Annotated in this window: 24 protein-coding genes and 1 pseudogene; 4 read left to right on the top strand and 21 right to left on the bottom strand. The window is 71.3% G+C overall.

All coding sequences use genetic code 11. The annotated features are described in order from the left end of the window. A partial coding sequence (locus ACFQUZ_RS28745; protein ID WP_377447790.1) for a Clp protease N-terminal domain-containing protein occupies positions 1–595 on the bottom strand: 595 nt, incomplete at its 3' end. Between the two features lie 501 nt (positions 596–1,096). Further along, complete coding sequence (locus tag ACFQUZ_RS28740; protein WP_377447772.1) at positions 1,097–1,447, bottom strand: Lsr2 family protein; 351 nt, start codon at positions 1,445–1,447, stop codon at positions 1,097–1,099. A 742-nt stretch (positions 1,448–2,189) separates the two neighbouring features. Here ACFQUZ_RS28740 and ACFQUZ_RS28735 point away from each other — a divergent pair. After that, positions 2,190–2,930, top strand: a complete 741-nt coding sequence (locus ACFQUZ_RS28735; RefSeq protein ID WP_377447770.1) for a class I SAM-dependent methyltransferase — start codon at positions 2,190–2,192, stop codon at positions 2,928–2,930. A gap of 38 nt (positions 2,931–2,968) precedes the next feature. Here the strand turns inward: ACFQUZ_RS28735 and ACFQUZ_RS28730 are convergent, their stop codons facing one another. The 7 genes from ACFQUZ_RS28730 to ACFQUZ_RS28700 form a co-directional block, all read right to left on the bottom strand. Beyond that, positions 2,969–3,727, bottom strand: a complete 759-nt coding sequence (locus ACFQUZ_RS28730) for a type III pantothenate kinase (RefSeq protein ID WP_377447768.1) — start codon at positions 3,725–3,727, stop codon at positions 2,969–2,971. Positions 3,728–3,730: 3 nt separating this feature from the next. After that, on the bottom strand, positions 3,731–4,660 hold the full coding sequence (gene nadC / locus ACFQUZ_RS28725) for a carboxylating nicotinate-nucleotide diphosphorylase (RefSeq protein ID WP_377447766.1): 930 nt from the start codon (positions 4,658–4,660) through the stop codon (positions 3,731–3,733). Continuing rightward, the gene (locus tag ACFQUZ_RS28720; RefSeq protein ID WP_377447788.1) at positions 4,657–6,351 is read right to left on the bottom strand and encodes an L-aspartate oxidase; all 1,695 of its coding nucleotides are present in this window, start codon (positions 6,349–6,351) and stop codon (positions 4,657–4,659) included. Before ACFQUZ_RS28720 ends, nadC begins: the two co-directional genes overlap by 4 nt. Positions 6,352–6,446: 95 nt before the next feature. Next, a complete protein-coding gene (locus ACFQUZ_RS28715) occupies positions 6,447–7,346 on the bottom strand; it encodes a septum formation family protein (protein ID WP_377447764.1) in 900 nt (299 codons plus the stop codon). A gap of 145 nt (positions 7,347–7,491) precedes the next feature. After that, entirely contained in the window at positions 7,492–7,920 is a 429-nt protein-coding gene (panD, locus tag ACFQUZ_RS28710) for an aspartate 1-decarboxylase (RefSeq protein WP_377447762.1), read from the bottom strand. 17 nt (positions 7,921–7,937) lie between these two features. Then, on the bottom strand, positions 7,938–8,795 hold the full coding sequence (gene panC, locus ACFQUZ_RS28705) for a pantoate--beta-alanine ligase (protein ID WP_377447760.1): 858 nt from the start codon (positions 8,793–8,795) through the stop codon (positions 7,938–7,940). Continuing rightward, positions 8,792–9,772, bottom strand: a complete 981-nt coding sequence (locus ACFQUZ_RS28700) for a Rossmann-like and DUF2520 domain-containing protein (protein WP_377447786.1) — start codon at positions 9,770–9,772, stop codon at positions 8,792–8,794. The genes panC and ACFQUZ_RS28700 overlap by 4 nt, the downstream gene beginning before the upstream one ends. A gap of 356 nt (positions 9,773–10,128) precedes the next feature. Between ACFQUZ_RS28700 and ACFQUZ_RS28695 the strand changes: the two genes are divergently transcribed. After that, a complete protein-coding gene (locus ACFQUZ_RS28695; protein WP_377447784.1) occupies positions 10,129–11,208 on the top strand; it encodes an SAM-dependent methyltransferase in 1,080 nt (359 codons plus the stop codon). Continuing rightward, complete coding sequence (locus ACFQUZ_RS28690; protein WP_377447758.1) at positions 11,171–12,364, top strand: NADH-quinone oxidoreductase subunit D; 1,194 nt, start codon at positions 11,171–11,173, stop codon at positions 12,362–12,364. The genes ACFQUZ_RS28695 and ACFQUZ_RS28690 overlap by 38 nt, the downstream gene beginning before the upstream one ends. 55 nt (positions 12,365–12,419) lie before the next feature. Here ACFQUZ_RS28690 and ACFQUZ_RS28685 read toward each other — a convergent pair whose 3' ends face one another. From ACFQUZ_RS28685 to ACFQUZ_RS28670, 4 genes are all read right to left on the bottom strand, one after another. After that, positions 12,420–13,883, bottom strand: coding sequence for a hypothetical protein (locus tag ACFQUZ_RS28685; RefSeq protein ID WP_377447756.1), 1,464 nt, complete (start codon positions 13,881–13,883; stop codon positions 12,420–12,422). Positions 13,884–13,998: 115 nt separating this feature from the next. After that, positions 13,999–15,003: a glycine betaine ABC transporter substrate-binding protein gene (locus ACFQUZ_RS28680; RefSeq protein ID WP_377447754.1), complete on the bottom strand. Its 1,005-nt coding sequence runs from the start codon at positions 15,001–15,003 to the stop codon at positions 13,999–14,001. A gap of 210 nt (positions 15,004–15,213) precedes the next feature. Continuing rightward, positions 15,214–15,957, bottom strand: a complete 744-nt coding sequence (locus ACFQUZ_RS28675) for an ABC transporter permease (RefSeq protein ID WP_377447782.1) — start codon at positions 15,955–15,957, stop codon at positions 15,214–15,216. Then, a complete protein-coding gene (locus ACFQUZ_RS28670) occupies positions 15,930–16,619 on the bottom strand; it encodes an ABC transporter permease (RefSeq protein ID WP_377447752.1) in 690 nt (229 codons plus the stop codon). The genes ACFQUZ_RS28675 and ACFQUZ_RS28670 overlap by 28 nt, the downstream gene beginning before the upstream one ends. A 2-nt stretch (positions 16,620–16,621) precedes the next feature. On the opposite strand from ACFQUZ_RS28670, the gene ACFQUZ_RS28665 reads away from it, so the two are divergent. Beyond that, a complete protein-coding gene (locus tag ACFQUZ_RS28665; RefSeq protein WP_377447750.1) occupies positions 16,622–17,647 on the top strand; it encodes an ABC transporter ATP-binding protein in 1,026 nt (341 codons plus the stop codon). A gap of 72 nt (positions 17,648–17,719) precedes the next feature. Here ACFQUZ_RS28665 and ACFQUZ_RS28660 read toward each other — a convergent pair whose 3' ends face one another. From ACFQUZ_RS28660 to folP, 8 genes and pseudogenes are all read right to left on the bottom strand, one after another. Next, positions 17,720–18,211 carry a hypothetical protein gene (locus tag ACFQUZ_RS28660; RefSeq protein WP_377447748.1) on the bottom strand — a complete coding sequence of 164 codons (492 nt, stop codon included), beginning with the start codon at positions 18,209–18,211 and terminating at the stop codon, positions 17,720–17,722. Between the two features lie 98 nt (positions 18,212–18,309). Continuing rightward, the gene (locus ACFQUZ_RS28655; RefSeq protein WP_377447746.1) at positions 18,310–18,612 is read right to left on the bottom strand and encodes a hypothetical protein; all 303 of its coding nucleotides are present in this window, start codon (positions 18,610–18,612) and stop codon (positions 18,310–18,312) included. A 30-nt stretch (positions 18,613–18,642) separates the two neighbouring features. Continuing rightward, a complete protein-coding gene (locus ACFQUZ_RS28650) occupies positions 18,643–19,869 on the bottom strand; it encodes an ABC transporter permease (RefSeq protein ID WP_377447744.1) in 1,227 nt (408 codons plus the stop codon). A 17-nt stretch (positions 19,870–19,886) separates the two neighbouring features. Next, the gene (locus ACFQUZ_RS28645) at positions 19,887–20,081 is read right to left on the bottom strand and encodes a hypothetical protein (protein ID WP_377447742.1); all 195 of its coding nucleotides are present in this window, start codon (positions 20,079–20,081) and stop codon (positions 19,887–19,889) included. 93 nt (positions 20,082–20,174) lie between these two features. Next, positions 20,175–20,645 carry a DUF3180 domain-containing protein gene (locus ACFQUZ_RS28640; protein WP_377447740.1) on the bottom strand — a complete coding sequence of 157 codons (471 nt, stop codon included), beginning with the start codon at positions 20,643–20,645 and terminating at the stop codon, positions 20,175–20,177. 252 nt (positions 20,646–20,897) lie between these two features. After that, positions 20,898–21,425 carry a 2-amino-4-hydroxy-6-hydroxymethyldihydropteridine diphosphokinase gene (gene folK / locus ACFQUZ_RS28635; RefSeq protein WP_377447738.1) on the bottom strand — a complete coding sequence of 176 codons (528 nt, stop codon included), beginning with the start codon at positions 21,423–21,425 and terminating at the stop codon, positions 20,898–20,900. Between the two features lie 155 nt (positions 21,426–21,580). Continuing rightward, positions 21,581–21,931, bottom strand: a pseudogene (gene folB, locus ACFQUZ_RS28630) (dihydroneopterin aldolase); the annotation flags it as partial. Next, a complete protein-coding gene (gene folP, locus ACFQUZ_RS28625) occupies positions 21,928–22,791 on the bottom strand; it encodes a dihydropteroate synthase (RefSeq protein ID WP_377447780.1) in 864 nt (287 codons plus the stop codon). The gene folP and the pseudogene folB, both read right to left, overlap by 4 nt. Positions 22,792–22,827: the final 36 nt, after the last annotated feature.

The following is a 22,827-nucleotide window of genomic DNA, read 5'->3' as shown; positions in this document are numbered from 1 at the left end:
GCATCACCCGCTCGATCTCCTTCTCCCGCCCGATCACCGGGTCGAGCTTGCCCTCCCGGGCGGCCTGGGTCAGATTGCGACCGAACTGGTCCAGCACCAGGCTGGTCGACGGCGCCGCCTCACCCGGTGCGGTGCCGGCGGCGGCCGGCTCCTTGCCCTGGTAGCCGGAGAGCAACTGGATCACCTGCTGGCGCACCCGGTTGAGGTCCGCCCCCAGCTTCACCAGCACCTGGGCGGCCACACCCTCGCCCTCCCGGATCAGGCCGAGCAGGATGTGCTCCGTACCGATGTAGTTGTGGCCCAGTTGCAGCGCCTCGCGCAGCGACAGCTCCAGGACCTTCTTGGCCCGGGGCGTGAACGGGATGTGCCCGCTCGGCGCCTGCTGACCCTGCCCGATGATCTCCTCGACCTGCTGGCGAACGCCCTCCAGGGAGATGCCGAGGCTCTCCAGGGCCTTCGCCGCCACGCCCTCACCCTCGTGGATCAGGCCCAGCAGGATGTGCTCCGTGCCGATGTAGTTGTGGTTGAGCATCCGGGCCTCTTCCTGGGCCAGGACGACAACCCGTCGCGCTCGGTCGGTGAACCGCTCGAACATGCCCTCGTGCTCCTCACGTGCCGTGCGCACTAGATGTTGGTGGTCAACCATCTTGGCGGGGCCGGTGCCCGGACCTCCAAGGCGGACGTCCGTGCTCTTACTCTATCGCCGCGGACCGACTCGACTCAGGCCGTGCGCTGCCCGATCAGTCTGGTTCGCGATGTTTCTGACAACTCTGCGCGCGTCGTGGGTGTTCCTCGTCCGGGTGACTACGCGCAAAGCGAAATTCCGCCGATCCGGCGACCGCCCCGGACGGCGTCGTCCACAGGGCTGTGGACAGACCGTCCACTGGTTGTGGATAACCCGGCCACCAGAGAAAACGTTCCCGCTCCGCGACCGATCCGGCCGCCCAGTGGCCCCGATCACACGGCACCGACGGCGCGACCCGGCCGGCGACCGCGCCGGCCCGGACCGGTGGCTCGTGGTCCGGAGACGACGGCGCCGGGTTGGGGAAGCCTTCGCTTCCCGGACCCGGCGTCACACCCCGTCTCGGGCGACCGCTCAGCGGCCGGCCTTGGCGTGGTATTCGTCGACGATCTCCTGAGGGATCCGACCCCGATCGGAGATCTCCCGACCCTCCTTCTTGGCCCAGGCTCGGATCGCCTTGTTCTGCTCCCGATCGGCGGTAGCACTGCCTCGGCCGCGGGCGGCACGCCCACCCACCACCACGCCACCACGACCGACCTTGGTGCCGGCGGCGACGTACGGAGCGAAGAGGTCGCGCAATTTGCCGGCGTTCTTCTTCGACAGGTCGATCTCGTACTGAACACCGTCGAGTGCGAACTTGACGGTCTCGTCGGCGTCGCCGCCGTCGAGGTCATCGACCAGCTTGTGAATGATCTGCTTGGCCACGCGGAGTAGTCCTTTCGAGCGGGGGTGCTGCTAAACAGGTAAACGATAGCCCGCAGTCGGCTTGTTACGTCAATAGGACCCGCAAATCATGTCGAACAAGCAGCGGCCGGCTACTCCGCGCACACTAAGGGGAACCCGGGCAGTTTCCCAAATTCTGGAGCGGGGGCGGGCGGCCAGGGCCGGTCGGAATCCCATTCCCTACCACCGATCATGCCTAAACCTTTGCCAAACCGGGGCACGGTACGGCCCTACGCGCCGCGCCGTGACTCACCTTGGATCGTTCTCCCCACACACCGAGTGGCCCCTTGCCGCCCGCTGGGCCGGCAAGGACCACCGGGTCGGCGAGGGTCACCGGATCACCCACGAAATCAGCGCGGGTGCGATTCGAAGATACGGATGCGTATCTAACGCATTGCTGTGCGTTACCCGACGCGGCGACGGCAGCCCCATCCCGGGGGCGGTTGCGTTGTTACGCCACCACCCCCCGGGGGACATTGCCTCAGCCATTGCCGGTGGGCCGGAATTCCGCGGGCCCGTCATCGCGCACCTGCCTTCGGGTCGGCCGGCCCGACCATGGACGGCCCAGCCCACTGCAATCCGTGGGCAGGGAACGGTCGGTCGCACGGAATGCTCGGCTCGCACTTCGGCCACGCCGATTGGCGGTACGAGATCGACGGGCGGCCTTACCGCGCACACTTACTCAGTCGTACCGGGGCCGGGATAGTCGGTTATCCTCCTGCCCATGGCCGAGCCCGCGCTGTCCTTCGGAACCGCTGCCGCCGACTACGACCGTTACCGGCCCCCCTATCCCGCCGACGCGGTGGCCTGGGTGGCCGGTTCCGCCCCGGCCGGCCGCGTCGCCGACCTCGGCGCCGGGACCGGCATTCTCACCCGGGGATTGCTGGAACTCGGCTACGCGGTCGAACCGGTCGAGCCCGATCCGGACATGCGTGCCCAACTGGCGGCCGTCACGACCGGCACCACAGCGCTCGCGGGCAGCGCCGAACGGCTGCCCCTGCCCGACGGGTCGGTGACTGCCGTGGTGGCTGGTCAGGCGTACCACTGGTTCGACCACGACCGCGCGCACGCTGAGGTGGCGCGAGTGCTCAGACCGAACGGTACGTTCGGCGTCTTGTGGAACTTTCGCGACGAACGGGTCCCCTGGGTGTGGGAACTCTCCGCCATCGTCGACGCGGCCCGGGACGGAGCCAGCCCGGCCGAGCTGGACCAGCCGCCGACGACATTCGGGCCGCACTTCGGGCCGATCGAGCGGGCCGAGTACGCGCATGTCGTCGACTACACCCCGGCCCAGCTGATCGGCATGATCCACACGCGGTCGTACTACCTCACCGCGCCGTCGGACCGGCGGCAGGAGATCGTCCAGGCGGTGCGTGACCTGCTCACCCACCACCACGACCTGGCCGGGCGGGACACCATCGAGCTGCCGTACCGAACGGTCTGCTACCGCGCCCGACGGCGCTGAAGGCGACCTCCGACCGGGCGCGCGGCGGCCGGCCGGACTCAGGAATTGCGCTCGTAGACCAGCCGGAGCCCGATCAGGGTGATCATCGGCTCGTGGTGCGTGATGGTCCGACACTCGCCGATCACCAGCGGGGCCAGACCGCCGGTGGCGATCACCGCCTTCACCTCTCCGAGCTCCTGGGCCATCCGCTCGACGATCCGGTCCACCTGGCCGGCGAACCCGAAATACATCCCGGACTGCAGGCACTCCACCGTGTTCTTGCCGATTACGGACCGTGGCCGGGTCGCCTCCACCTTGCGCAGCTGGGCGGCCCGGGCCGCGAGCGCGTCGAAGGAGATCTCGATGCCCGGAGCGAACGCCCCGCCGAGGAACTCGCCACGCCCACTGATCACGTCGAAGTTGGTGGTGGTGCCGAAGTCGACCACGATCGACGGACCGCCGAACAGGGTGTACGCCGCCAGGGTGTTGACCACCCGGTCGGAGCCGACCTCCTTCGGGTTGTCGATCGCCAGTTGCACCCCGGTCCGCACCCCGGGCTCCACCACGATGTGCGGGATGTCCGGGTAGTAGCGGGTGAGCATTGTCCGCAGCGACCGCAGTGCCGCGGGCACCGTCGAACAGGCCGCCACGCCAGTGATCTCCACGGCGTCACCGGCCAGCAGGCCGCGGAACATCAGCCCCAACTCGTCGGCGGTGGCCCGGGCATCGGTCTTGATGCGCCAGGAATGCGCCAGCTTGTCGCCGTCGAAGGTGGCCAGCACGGTGTTGGTGTTACCAATGTCGATGCACAGCAGCATGGGTCAGCCCCGGGGATCCCTCTCGTCGCCACCGGCATCCGGCGCGCGCAGGTCGAGCGCGATATCCAAGATAGGCGACGAATGGGTGAGGCCGCCCACCGAGAGGTAGTCGACCCCGGTGGCGGCGTACTTCCCCGCCCACTCCAGGGTCAGTCCACCCGTCGCCTCCAACTCCGCCCGACCGCCCACCGCCGCCACGACGTCGGTCAACTCGGCAGGCGTCATGTTGTCGCACAGCAGGAAGTCCGCCCCCGCCTCCACCGCCTCGACCGCCTCCGCGGTGGTGGTCACCTCGACCTGGATCGGCAGCTCCGGGAACGCCTCCCGAACCAGGCGGTACGCCGCGCCCACCCCACCGGCTGCCAGCTTGTGGTTGTCCTTCACCATCGCGACGTCGTACAGGCCCATCCGCTTGTTGGTACCGCCGCCGGCCCGGACCGCGTACTTCTCCAACACCCGCAGGCCGGGCGTGGTCTTGCGGGTGTCCAGCACCCGCGCGCCGCTGCCGGCCAGTTCGTCCGCCCAGGCCCGGGTATGGGTCGCCACGCCGGACATCCGGCAGAGCAGGTTGAGCGCCGTGCGTTCGGCCGTGAGCAACGCTCGTACGGGGCCGGTCGCCGTGGCCAGAACGTCATCCCGGGTCACCCGGTCACCGTCGGCCACCCGGGCGCGCACCTCCACCGGCCGACCGGCATCGGTCAACTCCGCGACCGTCTCGAACACCGCCGCCGCGACGTCCAGTCCGGCCACCACACCGGCATCCCGGGCCACGAGGTCAGCGGTGCCCAGATCCGCCGCGGGGATCGTCGCCACGCTTGTCACGTCGACCCGGTCAGGGCCGAGGTCCTCGTCCAACGCCGTACCGATAATCCGCTCGACGGCCGTCGGGTCGAGCCCGACCGAGAGCAGTGCCTGCCTCGTGGCGTCCTTCACCGCACATCCTCCCAGCTGTGACCGAGAAATCCTGTCGTCCGAACCGATCCGACCAGATGGCCGAGCCAGCCGTCCCGCGCGGTCGGATAATCCTCCCGCCAGTGGCAGCCCCGGGTCTCCTGCCGGGCGTACGCGGCGCCGACCAGGGCGCACGCGACGGTGAGCAGGTTCGTCGTCTCCCAACTCGCGGTGCCGGACGCGGCCCGGGTGCCACCCAGGTCGACAAGCGTCGCCGCAGCGGTCCGCAACGTCGCCGCCGACCGCAAAACCCCGGCACCCCGGCTCATGGCCCGGGCCAGCGACACCCGGGCAGCAGGGTCGACCGCCCAGCCGGAGCCGCCTCGCCAGGCGCCATCCGGCACCGGATCCGCCTGCGGGGGCAGGTCGCGGGCCACGTCCCGGGCGATCCGCTGCGCGAAGACCAGGCCCTCCAGCAGCGAATTGCTGGCCAACCGGTTCGCGCCGTGCACCCCGGTGCAGGCCACCTCGCCGCAGGCGTACAGGCCGGGGATGGAGGTACGACCGTGCAGGTCAGTGCGGACGCCACCGGACGCGTAGTGGGCGGCCGGGGAGACCGGGATCAGGTCCACCGACGGCTCGATCCCCGCCGCCCGGCAGGACGCCACGATCGTGGGGAACCGCCTTTCCAGGAAGTCGGCGCCCAGGTGCCGGGCATCCAGGTAGACGTGGTCGGCGCCGGTGGCCAGCAGCACCCGGTGGATGCCCTTGGCGACCACGTCGCGCGGGGCGAGTTCAGCCAGTTCGTGCTGCCCGACCATGAACCTCTTGCCGTCCGCGTCGACCAGGTGGGCGCCCTCACCACGCAGCGCCTCGGAGACCAGGGGCTGCTGTGCCGTCCCGGCCGACACGCCGGCCACCGGCTCGGCTGGACCGCCCGCGCCGCCGACCACCAGAGCCGTCGGGTGGAACTGCACGAACTCGACGTCGGTGACGTCCGCACCGGCGCGCAGCGCGAGGGCCACCCCGTCACCGGTGGACACCACCGGATTGGTGGTGGCCGCGAACACCTGGCCCATCCCGCCGGTGGCCAGGACCACCGCCCGGCCCAGCACCGCACCGACACCGTCTTCACTGCCCTCACCCAGCACGTGCAGGGTCACCCCGCAGGCTCGGCCGGACCGGTCCTTGAGCAGGTCCAGGACGAGAGCGTGCTCGATCAGCCGGATCCACGGGTCCCGGCCGATCGCCTCGTGCAGCGCCCGTTGCACCTCCGCCCCGGTGGCGTCACCCCCGGCGTGGACGATCCGGTCGGCCCGATGGCCACCCTCCCGGGTCAGCATGAGCGCCCCGTCCGGGTGGCGGTCGAAGCGTGCCCCGATCCGGATCAGCTCACGGAGCCTGGCCGGCCCCTCCTCCACCAGCACCCGCACGGCCGCCGGGTCGCAGAGCCCCACTCCGGCGATCTCGGTGTCCGAGGCGTGCGCGGCCGGCGTGTCCAGCGGGTCCAGCACCGCCGCGATGCCACCCTGGGCCCACCGGGTGGAACCGGAATCCATGTCCACCTTGGTGATCAGGGTGACGTGCAGCCCGGTCTCGCGCAGGTTCAGGGCCGCGGTGAGACCGGCGATGCCGGTGCCCACCACGATCACGTCGGTCGTTTCGACCCAACCGGGTGCCGGCGCCGCCAGCAGGCCGGGCAGCTGCGGCAGATCGAGGGTGGCCGGTCGCATGGTCACAGTCAACCGTGCGCGGACCCCCGCCCGCCCGCCGGGTCGGCGAAAAGTGGGCCAGAGCGCTTTCGGCGCGGCCGGCGCTGGTAGGGCTGCTAGCGGTACTGGATGGGCAGGCCGGACTGACCGGTCCCCTTGAGCGACTTGGTCAGGTCTCGGTTACGCAGCCACAGGTAGCAGCGGACGCCCCGGTTACCCATCTGCCACTGCTCCTCGGTGGGGGGCAGGGTCAGCACGCCGGTACGGAACTGCAGGTTGCGGTCGTCCGGTACGCCGACGTACTTGGCCACCACCGAGCGGCACCCGGCGTACAGCGGTTCGTAGTCCCGGTCCCGCTTCGGGAACGGAAGCTCAGGTGCCGGCCACACGCCGACGTACTCGCTGTTGTGCTTCGCCGTGCACTCGGCCGGCGTGACGTCGAACAGTTCGCCCTTGTTGTCCAGCTTGACCCCGAAGCAACCGAGGCGGAGCCGGCTCGCCCCCGCCAACGCCCCCTTCAGGCTGCCACTGCGGGTCACCGGGCTGCCGTCGTCCTCGTCATCCACCTCGGCCAGGTCGCAGCGGAACCACCGGGCACCGCTGCCCCAGGCCGCCGGTGACGGCGTGGCCACCCCCAGGAACAACCGGCCGGACCGCCAGTTGTCGCCCACGTAGGCCGTCGCCTTGGCGTCGCATTCCGCGAAGGCCGGCTTGATGTCTCCGGAACCCTGCTCGGGCGGTGCGGTCCGCTCCGCCACAGCGCCGGTGAAGGAACCCACGTGCGCCGTCTCGACCCGGTGACTGGACCCGCAGTCAACGGGATTGAAAGAGGTGAGGTAGGCCGTCTCGGCGAAGTCGTCGGGATAGCAGACGCCGGTCGGCGGGACGAAGGCCACCGGCTCGGTCACCGGCTTCCAATCGTCCACGAGATCGCCGTCCAACCCGGCCGGAGCGGAGCAGCCCGCCAACACCAGGCCGGAGAGGAGAACCGCCACGCCTGCCATCACCCGACGCATCGCGTCCTCCCCAGGGCCACCAACCACCGCTGGAGCCTACGGTAGCCCGCCGGCACGACCCTGGTCACCGCCAACCGGTTACCTGATCATCACCGTACGCGGCCGCCGATCGGGACGTCCCACCGGTCCGCACGGCCCGTTACCGCTATCCCTGCGCGCTGCTCAGGTCACCCCGGATCGGGTCGCCGACCATTCCCGGCGCGACACCCGCCGGATCCGCACCCAACTCGATGATCCGGTTGTTGCCGTCCACATGCACCACCCGGGGCACGTAGGACCGCGCCGTCGCGTCGTCAAGCTGCGCGTACGAGATGAGAATGACGAGATCACCCGGCTGGACCAGGTGTGCCGCCGCGCCGTTGATGCCGATCACGCCGCTGCCCCGCTCGCCCGGAATGACATACGTCTCCAGCCGGGCGCCATTGGTGATGTCGACGATCGCGACCTGCTCACCCGGCAGCAGGTCGGCGGCGTCCAGCAGGTCGCTGTCCACCGTGACCGATCCGACGTAGTGCAGATCGGCCTGGGTCACCGTGGCCCGGTGAATCTTCGACTTGAGCATGGTGCGGAACATCGCGGCAACCTTCCGGGTCACGGGGCCAGCGGCTCGCCGTCGGCGAGCCGGATCGGCATGTTGTCGATGAGACGGGTCCGGCCGACCCAGGCTGCCACCAGCAGCCGGCCGGGGCCGCTGGTGGGACCGGGCTCCAGGTCGGGATCTGTCAACACCAGGTAGTCCAGCCGGGCGTCCGGCGCCGTTGCGGCGAACGCCCGATGCGCGGCGGCGAGCACACCGGATCCGTCGTCTCCCCGTTCGGCCGCCGCCACCCCGGCCAGCAGCGCGGCGGACAGGCCCGACGCGGTGCGCCGCTCCGCCTCGGAGAGGTAACGGTTGCGGCTGGACAGGGCGAGGCCGTCCGGTTCCCGGACGGTGGGAACGCCGACCACCTCGACCGGCAGGTCCAGATCCCGCGCCATCCGCCGCACCAGGGTGAGTTGCTGGTAGTCCTTCTCACCGAAGAAGGCGAGATCCGGCCGTACCAGGTTGAGTAGCTTGAGCACGACGGTGAGGACGCCGTGGAAGAAGCCGGGACGGCTGCCGCCCTCCAGGTCGGCACCGAGCCGGCCCGGATCGACCCGGACCATCGGCTGCCCCGCCGGGTACATCTCGGCGGCGGAGGGCGCGAAGACGAGGTCCACGCCGGCCGCGCGGCAGACCTCCAGGTCGGCGTCGAGGGTGCGCGGATAGCGGTCGAAGTCTTCGTTCGGGCCGAACTGCAACGGGTTGACGAAGATGGTCACCACCAGCTGGTCGGCCCGCTCCCGGGCGGCCCGCAGCAGCGCCGCGTGCCCCTCGTGCAGGGCGCCCATCGTCATCACCACCGCCACCGTGCCGGTGCGGGAGTCCCGCGCGGCGGTCAGCTCGGCGCGGGTGTGCACAGTCCTCACGGCACGGTCTCCCGCTGCCGGTCCGCCAGCACACCGAGCAACGCCACGGCGTCCACCGGGCGCAGCCGGCCCGCGTCGATCGCCCGGTCCGCCGTCCGCCGGGCCAGCGCCAGGTACGCCGCGACCGACTCGGGCGCGGTGCCGGCGAGCCGGTCGAGGTGGCGGGCCACCGTGCCGGCGTCGCCCCGGGAAACCGGCCCGGTCAGCGCTGCGTCACCCAGGTGGAGGGCGTTGTCCAGGGCGGCGCGCAGCAGCGGGCCGAGGACCCGGGCCGGGTCGGCCACACCGGCCTCGCGCAGCCGGTCGGTCGCCTCGTTGACGAGGGTGACCAGATGGTTGGCGCCGTGCGCGAGGGCGGCGTGATACAGCACCCGGTCGTCCTCGGAGATCCATTCCGGGACACCACCCAGGTCGGCCACCAGCCGGGCGGCGAACGGACGCAGCTCGGCAGGGGCGGTCACCCCGTACGAGACGCCGGGCAACCGGGCGAGGTCGGCCGCGGTTCCAGTGAAGGTCATCGCCGGGTGCAGGGCGAGTGGCCGGGCACCGATGTCGGCGGCCGGGACCAGCACGGAGAGCCCATGAGCGCCGGAGGTGTGCGCCACGACCTGCCCAGCCCGCAGCGCTCCGGTCCCCGCCAGACCGCTGACCACGCCGGCCAGGGCGTCGTCGGGCACGGCGATGATCAGCAGGTCGGTGGCCACCCGGGCCACCTCGTCGGCGGGCGGGTTGCCGACACCGGGCAGCAGCGCGGCTATCCGTCGCCGGGCGGCGTCCGAGACACCGGAGGCGGCGACGACATGATGCCCCGTGCCGGCAAGTGCCGCACCGAGCACGGCACCGACCCGGCCGGCCCCGATCAGGCCGACGGTCAACGGGGTTCGCGCTCCGGGGCCGGTGGGGGCGGCCGGTCCGGCGACCCCGAGCGGGTGGGCCGGGCTCTGGGCGCCCGAATGCGGGCGCGGCGAAGCGCTCATAATCATGATCCAGTCCTCGAGATGTGGTACCGGTCGATCGCAAGTATGCGCCGCCACCGGCAAATCGCCACAGGAGATGTGAAAACCTTCACGGGTGCAGAGAGAGCCCCTTTATGTCGTCTTTCATGCTATATATCTTTCTTGTTCCGGCTAAAAGGTGACTCCGGCCATCGTCCTGCCGCCGGTCTATCGTCGGGGCCGTGACGAATCGGGCCGGGCACGCGACGGGAAGATCCGGCGAGGTGGCGAACGCCCCCGACGGCGAAATGAGCGCGCCCAACGCCGGACCTGCGACGCCGGGTGCCACGGTGCACTCGACAGCGGCGAGTGCCGTGCCGTCCGGTTGGCGGGCCGCGATGGCCAGCGCCCTCTACGGGCCCGGCGGATTCTTCACCACCGGACCCGGCCCGGCCGCACACTTCCGGACCAGCGTGCACGCCGGCCCGATCTTCGTCTCGGCGATCCTCCGGCTGCTCCAGCGCGTCGACGCCACGCTCGGCCATCCGGACCGGCTCGACCTGGTCGACGTCGGTGCCGGCCGGGGAGAGTTGCTCGCCGAACTAGCCCGGCAGGCAGCCCCGGCGCTCGCCAACCGGCTCCGGCTGACCGCCGTCGAACTCGCCGCCCGACCCGGCTCGCTTCCCGGCGGCATCGAATGGCGATCCGACCTGCCCACGGGCGTCACCGGACTGCTGCTGGCCACCGAGTGGTTGGACAACGTGCCGCTGGATGTCGCCGGATGGGGACCCGCCGGCTGGCGGCGGATCCTGGTCGAGCCAGCCACCGGTGCCGAAACCGCCGGTGGGCCGCTCGATCCGGCGGAGGCGGCCTGGCTGGCCGACTGGTGGCCGGCGCCCGCCGCATCAACCCTCGGGCCGGCGACGCCCGCCATGCCCGGTCCGCCGGACGATCTCGCCGGCCCCTGCGCGGTACGGGCCGAGATCGGCCTGCACCGGGACCTGGCCTGGGCGGACGCCGTTCGATCGGTCCACCGGGGCCTGGCCGTCGCGGTCGACTACGGGCATCTGCGAGCCGGCCGGCCGGCCGGTGGCACGCTTACCGCGTACCGCGCCGGGCGGCAGGTACCACCGGTGCCGGACGGCTCCTGCGACCTGACCGCGCACGTCGCCGTCGACGCGGTGGCCGCGGCCGGACAGGAGGTGGCCGGCACGCCGTACACCCTGGTCCGCCAGCGGGAGGCGCTGCGGACGCTGGGCGTCGACGGCGCCCGACCGCCGCTCACGCTGGCATCGAGCGACCCCGCCGGCTACGTCCGGGCGCTCGCCGCCGCCTCGACGGCGGCCGAACTCGTCGATCGGGTCGGCCTCGGCGACCACTGGTGGCTGTGCCAGCCCGTCGGCATCGAGCCCTCGGCCGACTGGGCGCGGACATGGCACGATGACGGGCATGACCGCGGAGACCGGGGCGTTGCGTGAGCTCACCGTCGGCACCGGCGCCGGCCTGGTCGCCACCACTCCCGGCGAAGAAGCCCGGGTCGGTGCCGACATGGTGCTCAACATCGGCCCGCAGCACCCGTCCACCCACGGCGTACTCCGGCTGAAGCTGGTCCTCGACGGCGAGCGGGTGGTGTCCTGCGAGCCGATCATCGGTTACATGCACCGGGGGGCGGAGAAGCTTTTCGAGGTCCGCGACTATCGGCAGATCATCATGCTGGCCAACCGGCACGACTGGCTGTCCGCGTTCGCCAACGAACTCGGTGTGGTGCTCGCCGTGGAACGGCTGATGGGCATCGAGGTGCCGGAGCGGGCGGTGTGGCTGCGGACCGCGCTCGCCGAACTCAACCGGGTGCTCAACCACCTGATGTTCCTCGGCTCCTACCCGCTGGAGATCGGGGCGATCACGCCGATGTTCTACGCCTTCCGCGAGCGGGAGACGCTTCAGGCGGTGCTGGAGGAGGCGTCCGGCGGCCGGATCCACTACATGTACAACCGGGTGGGCGGCCTCAAGGAGGAGGTGCCCGCCGGCTGGACCCGGCGAGCCCGCGCGGCCATCGACCAGGTCCGCCGGCAACTGCCCGACCTGGACAACCTGATCCGTCGCAACGACATCTTCCTGGCCCGTACGGTCGGCGTCGGCGTGCTCTCCGCCACCGACGCCGCGGCGTTCGGCGCCTCCGGCCCGGTGGCCCGGGCCAGCGGCCTGGACCTGGACCTGCGGCGCGACGAGCCGTACCTGGCGTACGGCGAGTTGGACGTGCCCGTGGTGACCCGCACCGCCGGGGACTGTCACAGCCGCTTCGAGATCTTGCTCGACCAGGTGTACGTCTCGCTCGACCTCGCCCAGCGCTGCCTCGACGAGGTTGACCGGCGCACCGGACCCGTCAACGTCCGGCTGCCGAAGGTGGTCAAGGCGCCCGAGGGGCACACCTACGCGTGGACGGAGAACCCGCTCGGCATCAACGGCTACTACCTGGTCTCGCGGGGCGAGAAGACGCCGTGGCGCCTCAAGCTGCGGACCGCCTCGTACGCCAACGTGCAGGCGCTGGCCACCCTGCTGCCGGGGTGCCTGGTCCCGGACCTCATCGCGATCCTCGGCTCGATGTTCTTCGTGGTCGGCGACATCGACAAGTAGCCCGGACCGCGACACCAGGCATCGCCCACGGCGTGCTCGACGCTGCCGGCCGTGTTCACCGCTGCCGGCCGGGCCATTGCCGGTCCCGCCTGGACGGCTCCCGGTCGACGTCCGACCAGTATCGGGCCGCCGCCGCGCCGATCGCGGCAGGCTGGTCCGACGGCGACCAGTAGTCTCCGGTGCCAGGTCGATCCACCTGCTCCGCCGGGAATTCGCGGTACGTCGCCGGCAGTTCCCGGTAGTCCGCGGCGCGGCGTGTGTCTCGGCGCGTCGTCGCCGTCGTGTCGGTCATCGGTCGGTCCAGGCGGACACTCGCCCACCGGTCGCCCATCCGCAACTCCGCTCCGGTGGGATCGGTACGCATCGCGGCGTACCGCTCGCCCAGGCGCACCTCGTCTCCCCGATCGTCCCGCCGAGCCGTCGCCCAACGATCGCCGAACCGGACGTCACCGCCCCCGGCGGGCGAGCCCGCCCAGGGTAGGTCCGCTCCCCCGCCGCCACGCTGCCAGTGGCGGTCACCGCCGTACCGCGGGTCGGGTCGCTCGGCTTCGCCGCGCTGCCCGCGTTCACCGCGCTCCCGACCGTCGCCGCTCGCTGCGCCGCTCTCCCAACCGACCCGCCGGTCGTCGCGACGCTCCCAGGCGTCACTCTGGTCCGCGTCGCGCCGCCAGGTCTCCCGAGAGGGCGGCTCGTGGCGCCAGCCGGTGTCGCGCCGCCGCTCGCCGCCCCGATGATGGTCATCGTGCCAGGCATCCGGGCCCGGGCGATCCCGGGCAGGGCGCCGGCCCCCGCCGTACCAGTCACCCCCGACGCCGTCATGCCCGGCACCCGGGTGGTCCTCGTGCTGGTCCACGATGGTCTGCCGGGTCGTCACGTGCACGGTTTCGGTCCGGCGGACCAGGCCGTGTCGCGGTCGCTGGCCGTCCGCCGGTTTGGCGGGCGACCGCACCACCCCGTAGGCCGGCCGGTCGTCGCCCACGACCCCGGCCTGGCCGGTCGGAACCCGCTCCGGCGCTGCCGCGGCAACGCTTGCCACCCCGTGCGCGGGCGCCGTCGGGCGACCGGTGCCCTGGTGGCCGGCCATCGCCCCAGCCACGCCGTCGCCGGGGAATCCGGTGTACGGGGAGTCGCGGTGGTTCGGTGGCGCGCCGAGTTGGATGGCGTCGAGTTGCCCCCGTAACGCCTCAAGCCCCGCGTGCAACTCGCGGAGCCGGTCGTGCAACGGTCTCGCCGTCACGTGCTCGGCAGCCCGTACCTCTTCGCGGATCGCGTCGAGTTCCGCGGACACCGCCTCCGCGAGTTCCCGCTGGAGGTGGGCCGGGTCCGGCCGCAGCATCACGGACAGCCCGAGCAGCACGAAGGACGACAGCGCGAGTACCGCGGCGACGCGCAGCACACCACCATTGCCGCCGAAGACCAACAGCAACGCGGCGAAGGCCGCGAGCCCGACGCCAGCCCAGAACAGCGACGCCAGCAGCGGCCGCCGACGGGATGCATCGACAGAGACCGGGGCGGACACGATGGTGGAGCCTACCGAGACTTGGCAGACGCCGGAATGCCCTCAGCAGACCTGTGTGGATCCGACTGCCCCGCGCAGGGCCCGGTGCGGGCTCGGCGCGGGGCAGCGCACGGGGTCAGCTGGTTGCCAGCGATCCGTCGGAGGAGAAGACCAGCCCGACGCTTGCCGCGCCGCTCTTCAGCGCCGACTTGGTCTGCGGACCCCCCGCGTCCAGCGAGCTGAACGAGCCGGCCTTGAAGTTGTAGACCTCGACGAGCCCCGCCTGGCACTTGGGCCGCTGGGGGCACTCCGGTGGCCCGGCCAGGATGGTCGCCGAGCCGGAGCACTTCTCGGCGAGATCCGAGATCGTCTTCAACTCGTACTTTTCGGCGAACGGCTTGGTGACGGCGAACGCGTTCTGGTCCTGGGCCGCCGACGGCTTGCCGAAGACGATGCCGACCTTCTGTCCGGCGTCCCTCAGCCCGCTGACCGTCTTGTCCAGGTCCGGCGAGGAGATGGGCGGCGCGCTCGCCCCACCCGTCTTGCCGGTGAGGAAGTCGGCCATGGTCGCCGCGTACTCGGGTATGACCTGGATCTCGCCCTTTTCCAGGGCCGGCTCGTACAGCTCCCGGTTGCCGATCTGCTGGACCTTGGCATCGTATCCGGCGGCGGTGAGCGCGACCCGGTACAGCTCGGCGAGGATCTCGCTCTCGGGGAAGTCGGCGGCGCCGACCGTGATCGATCCGCCCGGACCCTTGGCGATGCCGCTGGTAATCCCGTTCGCGGTGGCGAACTCCTCGGCGGCCACCTTGGGTGTCTTGCGGTCGACGTTTACCGCCTTGTTGAGCTGGATCAGCTTGTCGGTGTCCAGGGCGTCGGACACCTTGTCCAGCGCCGCGATCATCTCCGGGTTGGCCGCCTTGGCATTGATCGCCGGAATGACGTTGTCCGAGTTCTGCAGCTTCTTGTCGTCCTCGAGGACGACAAGCTGTTCGCCGGGCACCGGAGCACAGCCGGCGCCGGACGCATCGCCGGCCGGCGCCTCGGTGCCGGACGAACCGGCGTCTCCACATCCGGTGAGGAATCCGACCGCGGCGAGGGCTCCCACCGCGCCGAGGGCGATTCGGTTACGTGAGCGCATGACGCCCGCCTTCCGTGTCCCGGCGCGGCCCTCTCGGGCCGGCCGCGTGTCCGACGGGCGCCCGAACTGGCCACCCGCGACTTTCACCCAACATCTTTCATGTTGGACCGACAACTTCGCGGGCGGGTTGTCATCAGATCGTCATTCACCCGATGGACGCAGCTGTGATCTTCGTCGCGGCGCACCGGACAGACCGGACGAAAAGCCGTATCAGGCTTTGCCGGTAGCCGACGCCTGCCGGTCGGCCCGCCGGCGACGCCGACGCAGCGGGGGCGGCGTGACGACCCGCTCGAGCCCGGCGAGCAGCAGCTCGACAAGCAGCGCCAGCCCGGCGACCAGCAGGCCACCGGCAAGGATCTGACCGCCACCCACGGCGATACTCAGACCGAACCCGGCACTGATGATCTGCCCGAGGCCGCCGCCGTTCACGAACGACGCCAGCGCCGCGGTCGCCACCACCTGAACCGCGGCGGTCCGGAAACCCGTGGCGAGGTACGGAACGGCAAGCGGAAGCTCCACCCGGCGCAGCAACTGCCAGCCCGACAGCCCCATTCCCCGGGCCGCGTCACGGACCTCAGGGTCCACCTCCCGGACCCCGGTGTACGCGTTCGCGAGCAACGGCGGCACGGCGAACACGGCCAACGCGATGATCACCGGTCGCTGACCGAAGCCGAGGAAGGTCAACGGCAGCAGCGTCAGCAGGGCAAGGGTGGGGATCGCCAACGTGACATTGGACAGCAGCACCACCAGCCCGCCGCCGCGTTGGTTGTGCCCCAACCACAGGCCGAGCGGCCACGCGACCAGGCAACCGATCGCCACAGCGGCCCCGGAGATGTAGAGGTGTTCGGTCAACCGGTCCAGGATTCCGTTGGTGTTGGTCCAGTTGAGCGGATCGTTGAGCCAGACCACCGCCTGCTCGATCGGGTTCATCGCGCGCTCCGCCGGGTCAGCCAGGGGGTGAGCAACCGGCCGGTGAAGGCCAGTAGAAGGTCGAGGACCAGGGCCAGGGCCACGCAGAGCACCGTCCCGGTGAGGATCTCGGCTCGGTAGAAGTTGTTCCGGAAGCCACCGAGGATCAGTTGTCCGAGCCCGCCGTGGCCGACCAGGACACCGACCGTGACCAGCGCCACAGTCGACACGGTGGCCAGTCGCAGTCCGGTCAGGATGCCCGGCAGCGCCAGCGGCAGATCGATCCGCAGCAGCCGGGCGAACCGCCCGTACCCCATCCCCTGCGCGGCGTCGCGCACCTCGGGGGGCACCTGGTTGAGGCCGGCCAGGGTGTTCCGCACGATCAACAGCAGCGCGTAGATCACCAGCCCGACCAGCACGGTCCGCGTGCCGATGCCGAGGTACGGCGCCACGAAGGAGAACAGCGCGAGGGACGGGATCGTGTAGAGCACTCCGGAGAATGCGAGAATCGGCCCGGTGAGCGACCGGAACCAGTACGCGGCGACCGCGAGCGGGACCGCGATCAGCGCGGCGATGAGCACGGCCTGCGCGGTCAGCGTGGCGTGTTCACGCAGCGCCGCGAGTATCGTCTCGGAGTTGTCCCGCACGTACTGCCAGGAGAACCACGGGTTGCCCGGAGCTTCCTGATAGCTCAAGTGGAAGGACATACGTGGACGTTACCCCGGAGACCGGTTCCGCCGCTCCGCACAGCCCCCGTCCGCCCTCGGCGGCACCGATCACCCTGGAACACATTCGCAAGCAGTATCCGGACGGTACCGTCGCGGTCACGGATCTCAGCCTGGAGATCAAGGCCGGCGAACTGGTGGTGCTGATCGGGCCCTCCGGGTGCGGCAAGTCCACCGTCCTACGCATGATCAACAGGCTTATCGAGCCCACCTCGGGCCGCATCCTGCTGGGCGACGAGGACGTCACCGCGGTCGATCCGGTGCAACTCCGCCGCCGCATGGGGTACGTCATCCAGAACGTCGGCCTGTTCCCGCACCAGACAATCCGGACCAACATCGGCACCGTGCCCCGGTTGCTCGGCTGGTCGAGCGGTCGCATCCGGGAGCGCGCCGACGAACTGCTGGAACTCGTCGGCCTCGACCCGGCCACGTTCAGCCGGCGTTACCCGCACGAACTGTCCGGCGGCCAGCGCCAGCGGGTCGGCGTCGCGCGGGCACTCGCCGCCGACCCCGTGGTGCTGCTGATGGACGAACCGTTCTCGGCCGTCGACCCTATCGCGCGTACCCGATTGCAGGAGGAGTTCCTCCGGTTGCAGGCCGAGGTACGCAAGACGATCGTGCTGGTCACCCACGACCTGGACGAGGCGGTCCGGCTCGGTGACCGGATCGCGATCCTGTCCCAGGGCGGCAGCCTCGAACAGTACGACTCACCGGCCGCCCTGCTCGGTGAGCCCGCCTCGGCCTTCGTCCGCGAGTTCGTCGGCGCCGACCGGGGCATCCGCCGACTCGCCGTCACCCCGATCACCCGCGAGTTGCTCGACGACGCGGAACTGGTCGACCATGCCGGGCTGCCCAGCGCCACGATGGGTTCTTCGCTCTACGACGCGCTGGCCAAGATGCTCGTCGCGAACGCCGACTACGCCCGAGTGCTCGACGACGACAAGGTGATCGGGCTCCTCAGCCGGCATCGCGTACTGAGCATCGACTATCCGGCCGAGACGGTCGACTGACCGCACCCAGACCACCGGACGCGCGGTCGGACCGGGGGGGTGGTCCGACCGCGCGTGTCCGGGTACCGCCCGCTACCGGCGACCGCGCCAACCGCCGAGCGCCGCGATGCCGATGATCCAGCCGGTGAAGAAGCCGTAGGTCGCCCCGGAGCCGGCGGCCGCGAAGGCTCCGACCAGCGACGGGTTGGCCTGGATCAAGGCGGTGAACAGCGCCGCGAAAGCGCCGGCGAAGACGTACGCCGACCAGCCCGCGAAGAACTGGCTGAGCGTCCCGCGGGCTCGGGCGAGCTGCGAGCCGGGCAGCAGGAACAGGAACACCGCGGTCAGTACGACCAGCAGGATCGCCTTGAGGTCGGCGGCGATGATGTTCTGGAGGGAATCGGAGGAGTCGAACCGCCATGCCGGCCAGGCGAGCAGCCGCAGGAACCAGCCGCCGGCGGTGTTCGGATCAGTGTTGTCCCGGGCCCAGTCCGCGTACCACGGACTGCCGAAGACCAGGACCAGGATGAGCGCGGCCAATGTGCCCGCACTCGTCGCGGACTTGTACCGGTTGGTGAGAGCCATGGCGCCGTAATTCCCTGCGGAATCGACCGGCCAAACCTGGTGGACTGACCTTCATAAATGCACCGGCGGACCCGGCGGCCGGGTCCGCCACGCCGGGGTCAGTGCTTGAGGAGGTAGTCGATGAAGGCGGCACGCAACAACGGCTCGCTCTCCGCGTACCCGTGGCCGGTGAACTCCCGCCACAGCGCCACCGCCTCGTCGACCGTCGGTCCGACCGAATTCGGCGAGCCGTCCAGCGCCTCGGCCTCGTCCGCGTTGGGCAGGTGACGCAGCACCGACCAGAAGAACCGGACGTCCCGGTGCTCCCGGGCAAGGCTGAACGCCCGCTCCCGCAGTTCCTCAGTAGACAGCGCGTCAAGCTGGGCAAAGTCGGGCCGTGAGCCGGAAGGCGAGTCGGTCATGAGGTCGAGCCTAGCGCCTGACCCGCGTACTCACCGGTCGGTGGCACCCCAGCGGTCCATCCCCCACGGATCCGGACGGGGCTCGGCCGGCTGCGGCGGGAGAGCGGCCGACCAGGCACTCGGATGTTCGAGGGATCCGGTGCTCCACCCCCCGGACCCACCCGAGTCGGTGGCCCAGTCCGCGTCGAACTCGCCGACCACCCGACGCGGTCGCCCCAGCGACTCCACCAGGCGGGTGACCACCAGGCCCGCCGCCACCGTCACGGCGGCGATGGCGGTGAGCGCGATGTCCCACCCCCGTTCGTCCTCGTACCTGAGGAAGAGGGTGAGCAGGGCGACGGAGAGCAGCAGACCGAACACGCCGCCGCGCCGCCCGAACGCGCTACTGCCACCGAGCAGGGCTGCCCCGATCGCCAATCCGGTCCACTCCAGGCCCGTGGTCGGGCGCACCGTCCCGGTCCCACCCGTGGCGATCAACAGGCCGGACGCGGTGGCGAGCACCATCGACGCCACGAGCGCCGTCGCGGCGAGCAGGCCCGCCGCCGTCCCACGCCGTTGGGCCGGATCGCCCAGCGGACGGAACCGTCCGACCGCCCGACGAACTGACTTGATCGTTCCGAACAGGCCACCGAGCACCGCCACCGCGGCGAAGCCGGCGAACAGGTAGAACGCCGTCCGCGTCGGGTCGTACCCGCCCTGCACCGTCACCGGGCCGGTGCGCTGCTGGATGAACACCATCGCACCGAGCGCGGCGGCCAGGCTGGCCGCCCAGGCTGGCACGTGGAAGCCCACCACCAGCACGGCGACCGCCAGGCCCAATCCGACGGCCACGAGTGCCGCCGGCAGGATCGCGGCGACCACGCCCCGGTCGCCGTTCTCGGCCACATGCAACGCGACCGCCACCGCGACCGGCCCGATCGCGAGGTTCGGCACCGCGGCACGCAGGCTGAGCCCCGCCGCGAGAGCGAGCAGGCCGAGCGCCGAGGCCGAGACCAGCAACCCGTCCAGCGCGGCTCCGCGTACCGCGCCGGGCTCCGCCTCGTACAACAGGTAACTGACCGCCACCACCGCGGCCAGCAGCACGACCTCCCACACCAGGTGCACCGCCAGGCGGTCCCGGCCCGACTCACCGTGCCCCGGATCGTCGAAGGAATGGCCGGCGACCCGCTCACCCCGCGCCGTCGTGCCGTCCGGGTCGTCGAACGTATCCGGGTCGTCGACGCTCCGTCGCGGATAGATCGACTCGTCGTACGTCATGCGTGTGCCCTTCCGGATCATGCCGCCCGGCCGGCACCGGCCACGACCAGCCGAACGGCGGTGCCACACCGGAGCGGTCCGCCGGACCGCTCGCTCAGATCCCGTTCGGAGGCGACCGTACCCGCCGGCAGGTCCCGGACGTAACCCCGGTCACATTCCGACCCGCCGGACCGGTCGGTATCCGGTGGAGCCCGGGCCGGCGTGCCCGGCACGGCGCCACCTCGGTCGCGAGGTGAGGAGGAACATCGGTGCCGGTGACCGATCAGGCAGCTCGGGCAGCGCCTTGCCGCAGGCCCCGAGCCTGTTCAGCGGTCCCGATCGGCGTCCGGCTGCTCGTCCTCGTCCGGTCGCTCCGGCACCCGGCAGGCGCGTTCCAGCCACAGCGCTGCCGCGACCAGTGCCAGCGACGCGACCAGCCCGCCCACAGCGGCGGGCAGATCGTCGGTGGCGGCCCGGGTGCGCTCGATGACAAGCCACACCGTGACCCCGGCGTAGAACCCGGCGAAGATCGCTCCCGCCATCGACGACGCCTTGGCCAGCACCGCATACCGGGCCACCGTCAACGGCTCAACCGGATCGCGGCCCGGCCGGCGCTCGATCCGGGCCCGGGTGGTGAGGGCGGCATACCCCTCAAGCACGGCCAGTGCGGCCAGCGTCACCGGCGGCAACCACGGCAGGGCGGGGATGTCGCCGTAGAAACTGCTGATCAGGAGCCAGGCAACGGCGGCCGCCGCCAACCCGGCCACGATCAAGCTGGCCGGGCGGGTGGGACCCATCGTCGGGCCCGGACCTGGCCGACGCGGCGGGGAGGACGGACCGGTCATGCGGCAGAACCGCTTCGCTGGCTCACCGAACCACCCTTCGTGACTGGCGCCGGGCCTCGCAAGACCGGCTCACTCCTCGCGCTCACTGGACCGACCCTTCGTTCGCGACTGCGGGGCTCGCAGAACCGGCTCACTCCTCGCGCTCACTGGACCGACCCTTCGTTCGCGACTGCGGGGCTCGCAGAACCGGCTCACTCCTCGCGCTCACTGGACCGACTCTATCGGCATGTCCGGTCGCGGACGCAGTTCCCGCGCGTCGGCCGCCAGCGGCTCCCGGTTGAGCAGATCGGTCAGCCAACCATGACCGGGCAACCGGCCGTACGGCTCGATGTCCAGCCATGGCCGCAGCACGAAGGCGCGCAGGTGGGCGCGAGGGTGGGGCAGGACGAGTTCGGGGCCGTGCCGGACCACCGGCTCTCCCGACTCGTCCCAGACCGAGATCACGTCGACGTCAAGCGTCCGGGGACCGAACCGTCGCTCCGGGTCGCGACGTCGTCCGGCGGCGTCCTCGGCCGCTCTGGCCCGATCCAACCAGGACTCCGGGGTCGCCGTCGGGTCGTGGGCGAGCAGCGTCGCGTTCAGGTACGCGGGCTGGTCGGCGTCCCCCCATGGCGGAGTCTCGTAGACGCCGGAAACCAGGACCAGAACGTCCCGGAGCGAGTTCACCGCCTGCCGGAGCTGACGAAGGCGGTCCCCCAGGTTGCCGCCCAGCGACAGCACCGCCCGGCTCATCGGGCACCGTGCCGCTGTCCGGCGGCGGTCGTCGGTCCCGGCGGCATCGACGTACTCGATCCCGCCAGGCCACCCGACGCCGGCGGGCCGCTCGGATCCGGCGGGTTACCCAGCCCGGCCGGCGTCTTCGGTGCCGACGGATCGGCGTCCCGCCGCCGGGTGATGGTCACCGACACGTCGGCGAACTCGTGCGGTATGGGCGCCTGCGGCTTGTGCACCGTGACGGTGACGGCCTCGACGCGGTGGTCCGCGAGACAGGCCATGGCAAGCCGGTCGGCCAACGTCTCGATCAGGTTCACCGGTTCCCCCGTCACGATGGCGACCAGCGCTCCGGCCAGGTCCCCATAGTGAACGGTGTCCGCGACGTTGTCCGAACGCGCCGCCGACGCGAGATCCAGTTCCAACCGGACATCGACGACGAAGTCCTGGCCGTGCTCACGCTCGACGTCGTACACCCCGTGCCGGCCGCGGGCGCGCAGCCCCGTCAGCGTGATGGTGTCGCTCATCGCCGATCGCCCGGTCTCGCCGGCGTCCCGCCCGGCACGGTCGACGCCCCGCCGGGGAGGGCCAGGCGAGGTCGTCCGCTGGCCTGCCAGACCGCGAGCGCGTCGACGGTGTCCCGAACGTCGTGTACGCGTACCCCCCAGGCGCCGGCCGCGATCGCGAGCACGCTGGTGGCGATGGTCGCCGCCGATCGCTCTCCGGGGGGCCGGGCGACGCCGTCCGGACCGGCCAGCAGGGCTCCGAGGTAGGACTTCCGGCTCGCCGCGAAGAGCAGCGGGAACCCGAGACCGAGCAGTTCGTGGAGCCGAACGGTGAGGGACCAGTTGTCCGCCGCCCGCTTCGCGAACCCGAGGCCCGGATCGACCACGATGCGTTCGGCAGCGACTCCGGCGGCCAACGCCGCGTCGATCCGCTGACCAAGTTCGCGCTTAACATCCGACACCACGTCGGCGTACCGGGCCAGGTCCGCCATCCGTCGGGAGTGCCCCCTCCAGTGCATCAACACCCACGGGCAGCCCGCCCCGACAACCACTTTCGCCATGTCCGGGTCGGCCAACCCGCCGGATACGTCGTTGACCATGACAGCGCCAGCCTCCAGCGCCGCCCTGGCGACGACGGACCGGGTGGTGTCGATGCTCACCGGCACCCCCAGCGCCGCCAACTCCCGGATGACCGGCAGGACCCGCGCCGCCTCGGTGGCCGCGTCGACCCGATCGGCCCCCGGGCGGGTCGACTCGCCACCAACGTCGATCAGGGCGGCACCCTCGTCATACATCCGGCGACCATGTCGGACGGCCGCCTCCCGGTCGGCGTACCGGCCGCCGTCGGAGAACGAGTCCGGCGTGACGTTGAGGACGCCCATCACCACCGGAGGGTCCGCGCGCAGCAGTTCGGTCAC

The sequence above is a fragment of the Plantactinospora sp. GCM10030261 genome, assembly GCF_042666615.1.
Taxonomy (GTDB): Bacteria; Actinomycetota; Actinomycetes; order Mycobacteriales; family Micromonosporaceae; genus KBS50.
This window is presented reverse-complemented; position numbering and strand designations above follow the sequence as displayed.